General features: G+C 71.0%; 13 protein-coding genes. 3 read left to right on the top strand and 10 right to left on the bottom strand.

Annotated features, from left to right (window positions below; all coding sequences use genetic code 11):
• Nucleotides 1–40 precede the first annotated feature (40 nt).
• On the bottom strand, nt 41–883 hold the full coding sequence (locus ACFUTX_RS00990; RefSeq protein ID WP_378860338.1) for an ion transporter: 843 nt from the start codon (nt 881–883) through the stop codon (nt 41–43).
• 68 nt (nt 884–951) lie between these two features.
• Complete coding sequence (locus tag ACFUTX_RS00985; RefSeq protein ID WP_378860337.1) at nt 952–1,551, bottom strand: potassium channel family protein; 600 nt, start codon at nt 1,549–1,551, stop codon at nt 952–954.
• Between the two features lie 177 nt (nt 1,552–1,728).
• Between ACFUTX_RS00985 and ACFUTX_RS00980 the strand changes: the two genes are divergently transcribed.
• Genes ACFUTX_RS00980 through panB form a run of 3 tightly spaced genes read left to right on the top strand, consistent with a single transcriptional unit; the run spans nt 1,729 to nt 4,294 of the window.
• The gene (locus tag ACFUTX_RS00980; RefSeq protein ID WP_378860336.1) at nt 1,729–2,538 is read left to right on the top strand and encodes a DUF2520 domain-containing protein; all 810 of its coding nucleotides are present in this window, start codon (nt 1,729–1,731) and stop codon (nt 2,536–2,538) included.
• Nucleotides 2,535–3,386 carry a pantoate--beta-alanine ligase gene (gene panC, locus ACFUTX_RS00975; RefSeq protein ID WP_378860335.1) on the top strand — a complete coding sequence of 284 codons (852 nt, stop codon included), beginning with the start codon at nt 2,535–2,537 and terminating at the stop codon, nt 3,384–3,386. The genes ACFUTX_RS00980 and panC overlap by 4 nt, the downstream gene beginning before the upstream one ends.
• The gene (gene panB, locus ACFUTX_RS00970; RefSeq protein WP_378860334.1) at nt 3,383–4,294 is read left to right on the top strand and encodes a 3-methyl-2-oxobutanoate hydroxymethyltransferase; all 912 of its coding nucleotides are present in this window, start codon (nt 3,383–3,385) and stop codon (nt 4,292–4,294) included. The genes panC and panB overlap by 4 nt, the downstream gene beginning before the upstream one ends.
• A gap of 45 nt (nt 4,295–4,339) precedes the next feature.
• On the opposite strand, the gene ACFUTX_RS00965 is transcribed toward panB, so the two are convergent.
• The 8 genes from ACFUTX_RS00965 to ACFUTX_RS00930 all read right to left on the bottom strand — a co-directional run bounded on the left by ACFUTX_RS00965 (nt 4,340) and on the right by ACFUTX_RS00930 (nt 13,491).
• Entirely contained in the window at nt 4,340–4,879 is a 540-nt protein-coding gene (locus ACFUTX_RS00965) for a YaeQ family protein (RefSeq protein ID WP_378860333.1), read from the bottom strand.
• 71 nt (nt 4,880–4,950) lie between these two features.
• On the bottom strand, nt 4,951–6,651 hold the full coding sequence (locus ACFUTX_RS00960) for an alpha-amylase family glycosyl hydrolase (RefSeq protein ID WP_378860332.1): 1,701 nt from the start codon (nt 6,649–6,651) through the stop codon (nt 4,951–4,953).
• Entirely contained in the window at nt 6,648–7,955 is a 1,308-nt protein-coding gene (locus tag ACFUTX_RS00955; RefSeq protein ID WP_378860331.1) for a glycoside hydrolase family 36 protein, read from the bottom strand. Before ACFUTX_RS00955 ends, ACFUTX_RS00960 begins: the two co-directional genes overlap by 4 nt.
• A complete protein-coding gene (locus ACFUTX_RS00950; protein WP_378860330.1) occupies nt 7,952–9,040 on the bottom strand; it encodes a Gfo/Idh/MocA family protein in 1,089 nt (362 codons plus the stop codon). The genes ACFUTX_RS00955 and ACFUTX_RS00950 overlap by 4 nt, the downstream gene beginning before the upstream one ends.
• Nucleotides 9,040–10,095 carry a zinc-binding alcohol dehydrogenase gene (locus tag ACFUTX_RS00945; protein WP_378860329.1) on the bottom strand — a complete coding sequence of 352 codons (1,056 nt, stop codon included), beginning with the start codon at nt 10,093–10,095 and terminating at the stop codon, nt 9,040–9,042. Before ACFUTX_RS00945 ends, ACFUTX_RS00950 begins: the two co-directional genes overlap by 1 nt.
• A gap of 47 nt (nt 10,096–10,142) precedes the next feature.
• On the bottom strand, nt 10,143–11,066 hold the full coding sequence (locus ACFUTX_RS00940; RefSeq protein ID WP_378860328.1) for a carbohydrate ABC transporter permease: 924 nt from the start codon (nt 11,064–11,066) through the stop codon (nt 10,143–10,145).
• Nucleotides 11,063–12,103: a carbohydrate ABC transporter permease gene (locus tag ACFUTX_RS00935; RefSeq protein ID WP_378860327.1), complete on the bottom strand. Its 1,041-nt coding sequence runs from the start codon at nt 12,101–12,103 to the stop codon at nt 11,063–11,065. Before ACFUTX_RS00935 ends, ACFUTX_RS00940 begins: the two co-directional genes overlap by 4 nt.
• Nucleotides 12,100–13,491: an ABC transporter substrate-binding protein gene (locus ACFUTX_RS00930; RefSeq protein ID WP_378860326.1), complete on the bottom strand. Its 1,392-nt coding sequence runs from the start codon at nt 13,489–13,491 to the stop codon at nt 12,100–12,102. The genes ACFUTX_RS00935 and ACFUTX_RS00930 overlap by 4 nt, the downstream gene beginning before the upstream one ends.
• Nucleotides 13,492–13,598: the final 107 nt, after the last annotated feature.

Raw genomic sequence — 13,598 nt, 5'->3', positions numbered from 1 at the left:
AGGCGTGCCCACCGTCGTCAGGCCGGGAGGTCCGGCCGAGTCAGGCGGCGGGCGGCGGCTGAAGCAGCTGCCGAACCTCCGCGAGGCTCGCCTCGGAGCGGGCGAGCAGCTCCCGCAGGTCCTCCAGCGTCGCGGCACCCGGTGCCCCGGGCACGGTCGCAGCGGCCTCCGCCTCGGGGCCGGCGGGCGCCGACGCATCGGGAGCCGGGGCCTCGGAGGCCGGGGCATCCGTCGTCCTCGGTCGCAGGAAGAAGTTCGCGAGGTAGCCGGTGAAGGTGCCGAAGATGCCGACCCCGATGATGATGATGACGGTGCCGATGAGACGCCCTGCCTCCGTCACCGGATACTGGTCGCCGTACCCCACCGTCGAGATCGTGACCATCGTGTACCAGAGGGCGTCCGAGGCGGAGGTGATGTTCGCTCCGTCCGCGTACTGCTCCACCCGCAGGATCAGGAGGCTGCCGAACTGCAGCACGAGGATGCCCATCAGCAGCAGCACCAGCAGGGCGCTGCCGGCGCGGTCCTTGGTGATCGAGGCCCAGATCTTGCGCGGCCCGAGTTCCCGCAGCAGCCGGTAGACGCGCGTGAGCCGGAACAGCCGAAGCACCTTCGCCTGCGGGAACGGAAGGCTGGCGAGCAGATCGGCCCATCCGAAGCGGCGAAAGAAGTAGGTCGCCGCCGATCTCGCCGTTCTCAGCCGGTAGAGGAAGTCGCCGAGGAAGATCGCACTGAACAGCACGTTCATGGCGCCGAGGATGTGCTGCAGGGCCGGATCCTTGACGAAGAGGTAGACGAGGACGAGGTTGACGATCGAGAGCAGAGACAGAAGCCCGATGAAGATCTCGTAGCCCGTGCTCTTCAGCTCTCCGCGCGACGCTGACATGGCAGGATTCTGACAAAGGCGGTTCGCGGCGGCATCACCCGCCGCGGTCGAGACGCGAGGCGGCCGCGCTACCCGTCGGCGTCGTGAGCGGCGGATGCCTCACCCGCGCGCGTCACTGATGCCGAGGCATCCGCTTCCTCCTTTTCGCCCCGCCCGTGCTTGACCGCCATCGTCAGCAGGCGCACGCCGGCACCGAGCAGAATCAGGTTCAGCACCATCTGGACCGTGACGAGCACGCGGGCCGACTGACTGGCGGCGGTGATGTCGCCGAATCCGACGGTCGCGAAGACCGTGACCGTGAAGTACAGCGCATCCATCCGGGTCAGGGCGGACGTGAAAGCCTCCGAGTCGCCGAGCGACATCAGGAAGTACACCGACGCGAACACGAGGATGTAGAGCGGCGCGATGACCGCGAGTGCCTCGATCGCGCGCAGGCCGGGCTCCTCGGAGCGGATGATCGCGAGCACCTGCCACACGGTGACGGCGACGAGGATGAGGCCGGTCACGAGCAGGCCGACCGCGACGGGAAGGCTGTCGACCCACGTCAGCGGCACGATGAAGTAGAGGGTCACGAGCACCACCGCCGAGATGAGTGCCCGCAGAAGCCCGAGCGCGACGACGCGGCGGCGCTGCGAGCGGCTGAGGCGCTCGATGGGCGGCTCGGTCATGGGCGGCGGCTCCTCCCGGTGCGGTCCCGACGGGGACCTCTCCACGGTGGCGGGGCCCGTCGCCGACGGCATCACCCGCGCGGAGTGAACTGGTGTGCGCCCGCCGGCGAGTCACCGGTGGGATACTCGACGGGTGCCGCACTCCCGCCCGCGTGCTGTGACGGCGGCACGAGAATCATGAGCACACCGAACCACCTCCGCGGGGCCGTCGTCAGCGTCGTCGGCTCCGGACGCGTCGGCCGGGCCCTCGACGCGGCGCTGCGGGAGGCCGGCTGCGACGTGCGAGGCCCCTTCGGCCGGGGCGACACGCTCCCCTGGTCCGACGTGGTCGTGCTGTGCGTGCCCGACCGGGAGATCGCCGACGCCGCCGCCGGCGCGCGCACACACGGCGCGCTGATCGGCCACACGTCCGGCGCGACCCCCCTCACCGAGTCGGGGGTCGACTTCGGCCTGCACCCGCTGCGGGCGTTCGTCGGGAACGAGGGCGCCGACGCGTTCCGCGGCATCGGCTGCGCGATCGCCGGCACGTCCCCGGCGGCGCTCGGCGTCGCCCGCGCACTCGTCGACGCGATCGGGGGGTCTCCGTTCGAGGTGACCGACGCGCAGCGCGCCGGGTATCACGCGGCCGCATCGATCGCGTCGAACTTCCTCGTCACGCTCGAGGCCATGGCCGAGCGGGTGGCCGAGGCATCCGATCTCCCGGCCTCGCGGTTCCGCGCGCACCTCGTCCCCCTGGTGCGCGGGACGGTCGAGAACTGGGCGCAGCACGGGCCGCGGGCCGCCCTCACGGGCCCGATCGTGCGCGGCGACGAGCCGACCGTGCAACGACAGCGCGCCGCCGTGGCCGCCGCCGCACCCGAGGTGCTGCCCCTGTTCGACGAGTTGACCGCCCGCACCCGAGAACTCGCCGGCGAGCCCCGACCCGCGCACGACCCGGAAGTCGCCGCCGCCCGCGAGCTCGCCCGCGTCGAGGAGTCCCCCGCATGAGGATCGTCCGAACCGTCGCCGAGCTCCGTGCCGCGGTGGCGCGAGCCCGCGCGGACGGGCACTCCATCGGTCTCGTGCCGACGATGGGCGCGTTCCACGACGGCCACCTCTCGCTCATGCGGCGGGCGCGGGCCGAGAACGGATGCGTCGTCGTCTCGCTGTTCGTCAATCCGACGCAGTTCGGTCCGAGCGAAGACCTCGCCGCCTACCCCCGCGACGAGTCCCGCGACGCCGCGCTGGCGGAGGGCGCGGGGGTCGACCTGCTCTTCGCGCCCACGGTCGAGGAGGTCTACCCGCGGGGCTTCGCGACGACCATCCACGTCGACGGCATCACCGATGTTCTCGACGGCGAGCACCGGGGTGCCGCGCACTTCGACGGGGTCGCGACCGTGGTCACGAAGCTGTTCCAGATGGCCGCGCCCGACGTCGCGTACTTCGGGCAGAAGGATGCGCAGCAGGTGCTGGTCGTCCGCCGCCTCGTGCGCGACCTCGACATGCCGGTGCGGATCGTCGCCTGCCCGACCGTGCGCGAGGCCGACGGACTCGCGATGAGCTCTCGCAACGTGTACCTCGATCCCGAGGCGCGGCAGCGAGCCACCGCCCTGAGCCGGGCCCTCGACGCCGCCGCAGCCGCTGTCGCCCGCGGCGAGACCGACGCGCCCCAGGTGCTCGCCGCCGCTCGCGCGGTACTCGACGAGGCCGGCATCGAGCCCGAGTACCTGGAGCTGCGGTCCACGGACGACCTCGCCGACGTGGATCGTGTCCGCGGTGAGGCCCTCCTCGCCGTGGCGGCACGGGTCGGCGCCGCCCGTCTCATCGACAACACGATCCTGGAGGCCCCCGCATGAGCGCCGGAACCCTCTCCCCCGCGGCCTCCCCGGGCCGCCCGCGGGTGACCTTCGCGACCCTCGCGGCGAAGAAGGCGAACCGCGAGCCGCTCGTCATGGTGACGGCATACGACTACCCCAGCGCCCAGGTGGCCGAAGCGGCGGGTGTCGACATCGTGCTCGTCGGCGACTCCGCAGCGATGACGGTCCTCGGTCACGAGAGCACCGTGCCCGTGACGGTCGACGAGATGGTCATGCTGACCTCGGCGGTGCGACGCGGGCTCTCCACGCCTTTGCTCGTCGCCGATCTTCCGTTCGGCTCGTACGAGGCGTCCGACGAGCAGGCCGTGGCCACCGCGCAGCGCTTCGTGAAGACGACGGGCTGCGACGCGGTGAAGATCGAACGCGGCGGGTCTTCGGTCGACCGGGCGCGAGCGATCGTCGCCGCCGGCATCCCCGTGATGGGGCACGTGGGGCTGACGCCGCAGACGGCGGCGACCATCGGCGGCTACCGCGCGCAGGGCCGCACCGCCGAAGAGGCGGTGGCGCTGTGCGAGGCGGCCGTGGCCCTGCAGGACGCCGGATGCTTCGCCATCGTGTTCGAGGCGATCCCGAGCGCCGTCACCGAGGCCATCATGCCGCGCCTGACCGTGCCGGTGATCGGGATCGGCGCGGGCCCCGCCGCCGATGGTCAGGTGCTCGTGTTCCACGACCTGCTGGGCATCCACGACGGGCACGCCGCCCGGTTCGTGAAGCGGTACGCCCACCTGCGCGACGACATGGTCGCGGGGGTGTCCGCGTACGCCGACGAGGTGCGGTCGAGGGCGTATCCGCAACCCGAGCACGGGTACGGGATGCCGGCGGACGAGGTCGCCCGTCTCCACGCGATCCTCGACGCGAGCACGCCGCCCCGCGCCCGACGGGCGTAGCGTCTCCGCCCGGACCGGAGGCCTAACCCGGGAAGCCGGGGTGCGTCAGTCGAGGCGGTGCTCGTGCACTTCCGAGGTGAGGGTCGACCCGTTCAGCTCGACGTACAGCTGCCGCTCCGTGACGGAGAGCGTCATGGTGTTGCGCCGGTCGAGCAGCGCGGCGCACGCATCGACGAAACCCGCGTCGAACGAGTAGAGCCGCAGGTCGTCGGATCGGTGGATGCGCTTCCCCGCCCACGGCGCGAGCACCTTCGCCGGATCGCGATGCGTATACACGACCGTGCGGTCGGCGAGCTTGCTGCCGTAGTGCAGACGCTCCGCGTCGGGAGCCCCCACCTCGATCCAGGCCGTGACGCGGCCGGTGAGGTCCCGCACGAGCACCGCGGGTTCGTCGGTCGCCGACACGCCCTCGCTGAAGCCGATGCCCTCCTCGAACTCGAGGCAGTACGCGAGGACCCGCGTCATCATGTACGCCTCTGTCTCGGACGGATGCCGCGCCACCCGCAGCGACAGCTCGTCGTAGACCCCTCGATCGACGTCGGCCAGCTGCACCGAGAAGGTGTACATCGTCGCGCCAACGGCCATGGTGGTCCAGCCTACCGAGGCCGAGGCATCCGCCTTCCGCCCGCACTCGTGGCGGCGCTGCGGCGGGGCGCTCAGCGGAACGGTCGCAGCCAGACGAAGCCGAACGGCTCCAGGACGAGCCCCTTCACGGACCGACCCGAGATGACGTCGACGCCGGACAAGGACGGCAGCGTGACGGCCTCGGCGCTGACGTTGACCGCCGCGACGATCTCGTCCGCCGTGCCGGCTGCCCGCCGCACCACGAAGACGCGGGGGTCGAGCGCTTCGACGCGCTGGTCGGCGAACGGCGAGAACGCCGCGAGTCCGCGCCGGGTCTCGAGCAGCCCCCGCAGACCCTCGAGCATCCCGGTCCGTCGTCCGGGCGAGGCCAGTTCGCCGGCGAGCCGGTCGGCGTCGAGCACCTCGCGGTTGATGCGGCGGGCGATGTCGCTCTCCTCCATGCCCGCACGGTCCTGCCCCGAGCCGAGCAGCGAGTGGCAATAGATCGCGGGAACGCCGATCACCGACAGCAGGATCGCATGGGCCGCGAGACCGCGGACGACGGCCGAGGCATCCGGATTCGCATCCGCCGGGTCGACGAGCGCGTCCAGGAAGTTGGTGTTCAGCTCGTACACGCCCTCCGAGCCGTCGGGGCGGCGCGCCATCGAGACCCGTCCGCCGCGCGCCAGCGTGCGGTCGACCAGGAGCGCGCGATCCTCGTCGGTGAGGAGCCCTTCGGTGGGACGGATGCCGATGCCGTCGTGGCTCGCGAGGAAGTTGAACCACGTCGCGGTGTCGCTCACCGGGCCGATGGTCGCCGCCCAGTCCGAGAGGGCCGTGGCCCGACCGGTCACGAACGCGTGAAGCACGAGCGGCGGCAGCGCGAACTGGTACACCATGTGCGCTTCGTCGGAACCGTCGCCGAAGTAGGTGATGTTGTCGGCGTGGGGCACGTTCGTCTCGGTCAGCAGAAGCGTGCCCGGAGCGAGTTCGTCGACGAGGATCCGCCAGAGGCGGATGACCTCGTGCGTCTGGGGCAGGTGGATGCACGTCGTGCCGGACTGCTTCCAGAGGAAGCCGATCGCGTCGAGCCTCACGGTCGTGGCGCCCCGGGCGAGGTAGCCGAGCAGCACGTCGGTGAGGTCGAGGAGCACCGCGGGCGTGCTCGGGTCGACGTCGACCTGGTCGGGGCCGAACGTCGTCCACGCGTGCGCCGTCGTCCCGTCGGGCCGCGCATACGCGTGCACGAGCGGTGAGGTGCGAGGACGGACGACGTGCGAGGTGTCGAACTCGGGACCCGGCTCGAGGAAGTATCCGTCGTAACGCGGGTCGCGGGCCAGCCAGCCCCGGAACCAGGGGCTGGAGGTCGACAGGTGGTTGGCGACGAAGTCGAGCGCGAGGGCGTGGTCGGCTCGCAGGTCGGCGATGTCGTGCCACGTGCCCAGGTCGGGGTTCACCTCGCGGTGGTCGACGACGCCGAATCCGTCGTCGGAGGTCCAAGGGTAGATCGGCAGCAGGTGCACGTCGGTGACGGCGTCGCGCACGTGCGTGCGCAGCACGTCGGCCAGCGTGTGCAGGGGAGCCTCGCCGCTTCGCCGGAACGCGTCGCCGTACGTGATCAGGTACGCGGTGCCCTGATCCGGGAGACCCTTGTCGGCCGGCCCGAGGGCGGGCGCCCAGCGGCCGGCGAGCGCGACGAGCGCGTCGAGCACTTCGGCGGTCTGCTCGGGGTACAGGTCGGCGACGAGAGGACGCAGCCGGTCGCGGAGTCGGTCGAGGTCGGCGTCGGTCATGCGGCCCCCGCTTTCAGCAGTCGTCGGACGAGGTCGAGCCCGTGCGGGTCGAGCTCGGCGAGGCGGTCGGAGAAGCCGCGGAGACCCGGTGCCGTCAGCACCACCTCGGCCCATTCGTCGCGGAGGGCGAACTGCGGCCGAGCGACGAGGCAATCGGGATCGGTCGTCCACAGCCGGCCGTGCTGCCAGGCGCGCGCTTCGAGCGACATCCGGCCGCGGAGTCCTTGGGAGCCGTCCTCGCCGCCCTCGTGGAACGTGTCGGGCGACACGCGCATGCCGTCGACCAGGCCGACGCTGGGGAGGATCGGCGCCCCGCAGCCGAGGAGGAAGGCGTCGTCGCCCATGACGCTGCGGATCAGCTCCAGCCCCGAGCGGTAGGCCTCGATCGGGGTGACGTCGTCATGCCGCGTCCCGGGCACCGCGCCCGAGTAGAGGAAGTCGAGTTTCAGGTAGTCCGCTCCGAGGTCGCGGAGGTGCATGAACACGTCGGTCAGGTACTCGCGCACGCCCGGGTGAGTCAGATCGAGGCCCACGAGGTCGTCGCCCCAGTTGTGGCCGGCGGGACCCGTGAGCCAGTCGGGGTGGCGGGTCGCGACATCCGACCGGGAACCCACGGAGAACGGCGCGAGCCACACGCCGGCGCGCCGCCCGCCGTCGCGGATCGCCGCGATCGTGTCGGGGAGCGAGCCGAACCGGGGGTTGGGTCGCGTCCACTCGCCGGTTCCGAGGCTCCAGCCGTCGTCGATCTGCACGACGTCGACGGTGAGATCGAGGTCGTCGATCGCGCGCAGATTCTCGAGGACGTCCGCCTGGGTGACCTCCTCGAAGTAGCGGTACCACGTGCACCACACCCGCGGAACGTCGCCCGTGCGGGCAGCGGCGGTCGCGCCGATGCGGTCGCCGAAGCTGCCGAGCGCGGCATCCCCCGCAGACGCGCGCGCGGCGGAGCCGTCGGCGGGCTCGACCGTCCAATGCTCGAGCGGACCGTCGGCCGAGACGACGACGCGGTCGCCGTGCCACTTCGCCCGGAGGGACGGGACCGTGCTGCGGGCGTCGAGAGTGGCGTAGACGTGAGCCGGTGCGCCGTCCCCCGGGTCGACCACGAGAAGACCTTCGCCCTGCACGCCGTCGTCGTCGTCGGGCAGGCCGGTGCCGGGCCGGAATCGCATGAGGTGCTGCCACTCTTCCGCGGGGCGGTGCGCGGCGCTGCCGCGGTGGTGCCAGGTGGTCGGGCTCCAGCTCTGCCAGCCCTCGGCGTAGATGCGCGCCGCGGGCCCCGCGGCCACGTCGTCGATGGTCTTCATCGGGTGAACGCCTCCTGCGCGGTGGTGAGGTCGAGCCCGGCCGGGTGGACCGGCGCCCCGCCGGCCTCGGCGGAGGCGACGGCGGCCCAGCCGATCCGCACCGTCGGGAGGACGTGCACCGCCGAGTTCTCGGGCTCGCGTCCGGCGAGGATCGCGGTCTGGAGTTCGCCCATGGCGCCGGCGAATCCGTCGGTGAACCACTGTCCCGTCGTCTCGAACCGGGTGCGGTCGCCATCGCGGTCGAGCTCGAGGAAGTCGGTGCCCATGAGGATGCTGCCGCGCAGAGTGCCGTCGGTGCCGTGGATCCAGAACGGGCAGCCGCCCGCATGGGTGCGCGCGTTGCCGACGATCCGCAGCGACGCGCTGGCCCCGGCGGCCGTGGCGATGTCGATGTCGGCATGCCAGGGGTTGCGGGCCTCGAGCGGCTGACCCGGCACGCGCGAGTCGCGGGCCGCGACCGCCACGACGTGGGAGCCTTCGAGCCAGCAGCGGGTGATGTCGATCCAGTGCACGAGGTAGTCGGCGATGAGCATGTGCGGCACGTCGTCGAAGGGCGTGCCGACCAGAGGCGGGAGGGGCTTGTCGTGCAGATGCGTGACCCCGACGACCTCGCCGATCGCGCCGCTGCGCACCAGGAGAGTCGCGAGTCGCCAGACGGGCGCCCAACGGGCGTTCTGGTTGACGGCGATCCGGATGCCACGTTCCCGCGCGCGTCCCAGCACCTCCTGAAGCGTGCCGAGTTCGGCGGGGTCGGTGCTGAGCGGCTTCTGCGCGAGCACGTGCTTGCCCGCGTCGACGGCGGCGGCGATCAGATCGAGCCGGCCCGCCGGTCCGGTGGCGATGTCCACGACCTCGACCTCGGGGTCGGCGAGCACGTCGTCTACGGAGGCGTGCACCGTCGGCACTCCGAAGTCTGCCGCGAGAGCCCGGGCGGCCTCGACCCGGCGTGAGGTCACCGCCGCGACGGGGATGCCCCACGCGGCATATGCGGGGAGATGCGCGGAGCGGGCGATCGCCCCCGCGCCGATCAGGCCGACGCGGAGAGGTGCCGCCGGCACCTGCGGCCGGTAGTCGGGGACGTCCATCACGACCGTTCCGGCGCCGCGTCGAACCGCAGCACGGCCTGGAGGATCCCGGGATCGCCCGCGTCCAGCCGGCGGAAGACATCGGCCACCTCGCGGGCGTCGACGACGTCGCTCACCAGTGCGCCCGCATCCACGGCGCCGCTCAGGATCAGGTCCATCACGGTACGCACGAGCCGGGGCTGATCCCACCGGCCGCCGAGTCCCACGGGCACGCCCGAGATCTGGCTCGCGACGATCCGCACGCGGTTGTGGTGGAACTCCTCGCCGAGCCGCAGGTTCGCGGCTCCGCCCTGGTAGAAGCCGGATGCCGCTACCAGACCTTCGACGACGACGGAACGCACGGCCTCGTGAAGCGCCCGGTCGGCCCCCGAGAGTTCGATCGCGCTGTCCGCGCCGCCGTCGGTCCGCTCGCGGATGTACGCACCGGCTCCGCCGTCCCGCAACGCGTCGACGGTCTCGAGCGCTCCGAACTCGGCGGCTTTCGCGAGGCGCCCCGCGACGGTGTCGACGGCGTAGACACGACCGCCGGAGAGGCTGGCGAGCCGGGTGGCGAGGAGCCCGATCACTCCCTGCCCGAAGATGGCGACCCGCTCGCCGAGTCGCACGTCCGCCGCGAGCACCGCGTTCAGGGCGATGGACCCGACCCGGGCGAAGGTGCCGAGGACGGGGTCGGCCGACGACGGCATGACGCGCCAGGCGAGGGCGGATGCCGGGAGCACGGCGTCGCTGCGGTGGCCCCAGATGCCGTGCACGACATCGCCCACGGCGGGCGCCGTCACGTCGTCCGCGACCTCCACGACCTGCCCCACCTCGGAGTATCCCCACCCCTGCACCGGGTAGGCGAAGCTGGGCTGCCCGGGCACGAACAATCGGCGCTCGGCGTCCCACGTCGCGTTGAGGTACGGATTGGTGCCGCGATAGGCGGTCAGCTCGGTCCCGGCCGAGATGCCGGAGTACCAGGTGGCGACGCGCACCATACCGGGGCTCAGGGGCGCGGCATCCGTCTCGACGAGCTCGACCCGGCCGGGCTCGGTGAACTGGACGATGTGAGGCACGGGACGTGCGCTCCTTTCGGGTGGAGGGGTTTCGCCGACGGCCTTCGTCAGCCCTTCTCGGCGCCGGCGGTCAGGCCGCCGACGAGCAGACGTTCCGAGGCGAAGAACAGGATGATGATCGGGAGGGTGAGGATCACGGATCCTGCCATGAGGACCGTGGTGGGAACCTCGATGCTTCCGCTCAGCTGCGACAGTCCGAGCGAGACGGTCCACGAGTCGCGCTTCTCGACGAGGAACAGCAGCGCGAAGAGGAACTCGTTCCACGCGATCATGAAGATGAACAGCCCGTTTGACACCAGGGCCGGCATCGCGAGGGGGAGGCTGATCTTCCACATGGTCTGCAGCCGCCCCGCGCCGTCGATCGCCGCCGCCTCCTCGAGCGAGACCGGCACGGTCGCGAAGTAGTTGCGCAGCGTGTAGATCGACACCGCCGCCACCTGCGAGACGTAGACGACCACGAGCGCCACGAGCGAGCCCCGCAGTCCCATCTGCGTGAAGAACACGAACAGCGGCACGGCCAGCAGGATGGCGGGGAAGAAGTAGACCGCGAGGAAGAGACCCGAGACCTGCCGGCGTCCGAAGAACTGGAGCCGGCTCACCGCGTAGGCGCCCGGGATGGCCACCAGCAGCGTGAGCACGACGGTGCTCAGCGCCACCAGCAGCGAGTTGCGCATGAACACGATGAAGCCCTGTCCGCCGTCCGAGACGGGCAGGAGCACGTCGAGGTAGGTCGAGAAGTCCAGCTCGTCGATCGAGATCCACAGCGCGCCCGGGTCCTGCAGGAGCGAGTCCAGCGAGCGGAAGCTGAGGAGCACCATGTAATAGAAGGGGAAGACGGCCACGATCAGCAGCACGACGATGACGACGGGCTTGAGGATCCGGAAGAGGACGTTCTCGAACCGGTCGCGGTTGAACCCGCGCCGAGGCGGTGTCGCCGGTCGCGCGGCCTTGTCGACGGTCGCGGTGGTCATGCCTGCTCCTCCTGACGGCCGAACAGCTTGAGGTAGACGCCCACGAGCACCGCGAGGATCACGGCGAGCACGAGGGCCTGGGCCGCGGCCGCGCCGATGTCGCCGCGCGCCGTCATGTAGTCGAACACCCGGACGGCCACGACCTGGGTCCCCGCGCCGCCGCCGGTGAGCAGGTAGATGTCGTCGAAGTTGTTGAAGGTCCAGATGAACCGGAGCACGCTCAGCACCGCGATCGTCGGCAGGAGCTGAGGCCAGAGGATGTGCCAGAAGCGCTGCGAGGGGGTCGCGCCGTCGATGCGCGCCGCCTCATCGAGCACCTCGGGGACGGCCTGGAGCCGCGCCGTGAGGAACAGGAAGGCGAACGGGAACGATCGCCACGCTTCGAAGCAGATCACGGTGATGAGCGCGATCGTCAGGTCCACCTGCAGCCCGAAGATCGACACGGGCAGCGAGCGCTGGGAGAGGAATGCGACCGGCTCCTCCCACCCGAGGACGTTCTGGCCGAACCAGTTCACGAAGCCGAACTGCGGGTTGAGGAGCGTCGTCCAGACGAACGTGGCGGCCACGACGGGGGCGACGTAGGGCAGCAGCAGCGATGCCCGGATGATCCCGCGCCCGCGGAAGGGCTTCCGTAGCGCAAGCGCCGCGATGAGGCCGATCCCGATGGCCAGCGCCGTGCCGCACACGGAGTAGACGATCGTGGTCCACAGCGCGCTGACGAAGCCCGGCGAGGTGATGACCTCGATGAAGTTGTCGAGTGTGTACGACCCGAAGAGCCCCGTCTCGCGGATGTTGATGAGGCGGACGTTCTGGAAGGCCAGTGCGATCGCCCAGATGATCGGGATGACGACGGCCACCGTGATGATGACCAGCGTCGGGCTGATCAGGAGCAGACCCGCTCGGTTCTCTTCGCGGCTGCGCCGCGACCGGCCCCTGCGGGCCGGAAGGAGGTGCTCGCCCGGCCGGGCGTCCTCCTTGTCATCGCCCGGGACGGGGGGCGGACCGGAAAGGTCCGACCCCCCTGCGAGCTGAGTCACTGGAGCGACTCCTGGACGGAGCGCGCCGCCTCGGCTGCTGCGGCCGCTGCCTGCTCGGCATCGGATCCCTGCGACACTTCGTTCACCGCGGTGGCCACGGGCTGCTCTCCCTGGAGGGCGCCGAGCAGATCGCCCTGACCCTGAGGGATGGCCCATCGGGCGATGTCGGCCGGACCCGCCGCCACGGCATCGAGCACCTCGGACGAGTAGAAGTCCGACAGCGGTGCCTTCGTGTCGACGCCGGCCGGGAGGGTCGCCCACGCGTCGGAGTAGACGGTCGGCTCGTCCGGCGTGCCGAAGCGGACCGGAACCTTGCCCTCGGGGGCGATCGCGATCCAGTCCTCGTAGCCGTCGCTCATCATGTACTCGATGAAGGCCTGCGACGCCTCGGCGTTCGCTCCCGCGGTGACCGTCCACGACGTGATCTCGCCGAACTGGGCGGCCCCGTCGCTGTCGGGACCCGCGATCGAGGTGACGACGCCGGTGTTCTCGGCGAGGAACGCCGGGTTCTCGGCGCACTCGGGGCAGTTCGGCATGGCGTCGGCGCGCAGGCCCGCCATCTCGTCGAGCACGAAGCTCGACCAGATGAACATGGCCGCGTCACCGGCGAAGTACGTGGCGCGCGTCGTGTCGACGTCCTGCGCACCCGGGACGGAGTAGTTCGAGATGAGGTCGCCGTAGAACTGGAACGACTCCACGCAGGCGGAGGAGTCGAGCTCGATCTCGCCCTCCTCGTTCACGAGCTGGCAGTCGTTGCCCAGCGCGACCTGCTCGAAAGTCTGCTCGGTGAAGGCGTCGCCCGGAGCGGTGGCGCCGACGAAGCCGGCCATGTCGCCCGAGTTCAGCGCCTCGGCCGCTTCGAGCACCTTGTCGTAGGTGTCGGGCGCGTCGAGCCCGGCGGCCTCGAAGAGGTCGGTGCGGTAGAAGAGCATCTGGAGCCAGGACTCGCTCGGCACGGCGAGCGGGGTGTCGCCGTCGGCGGTGAGCTCGAGCGCCTTCTCGGAGAACGTCGACGAGTCGAGCGCGTCGATCACGGCGCCGACGGCGTCGGTGTCGATGAGCTCGTTGGCCGACAGGGTGCGCACCTGGGGCAGGGAGATGCCGCCGATCACGTCCGGAAGGTCGCCGGCCGCGGCCGACGAGGTGATCAACTGGGCGAACTGGTCCTCGGCGACCGAGACCACCTCGACGTCGATCCCGGACGACTCCTCGAAGCCGGCGACGATGTCTTCGGTTGCGGCGACGCGGTCGGGCAGATCCTCCTGGACCCAGAACGTGATGCTGTCGCTGTCTCCGCCGTCGTCGCCTCCGCCGGCGGAGCATCCCGACAGCACCAGGGCTGTCGCACCGATCGCCGCCAGGGTCACTGCTGTGGAACGGATCTTCACCGTGCGCCTCCTCGCGCTTCACGTGTTGCAGAGTGTTGTCACTCGGTCTCGGCGACCGATATGTCTAGAAGTTAGATGCGTTTTGTCAAGCTGTCAAGCATAATGAG

This window comes from Microbacterium sp. NPDC057407 (assembly GCF_042803895.1).
Lineage (GTDB): Bacteria > Actinomycetota > Actinomycetes > Actinomycetales > Microbacteriaceae > Microbacterium.
Note: the sequence above shows the minus strand (reverse complement) of the source record. Positions and strands in the feature narration are given on the sequence as shown.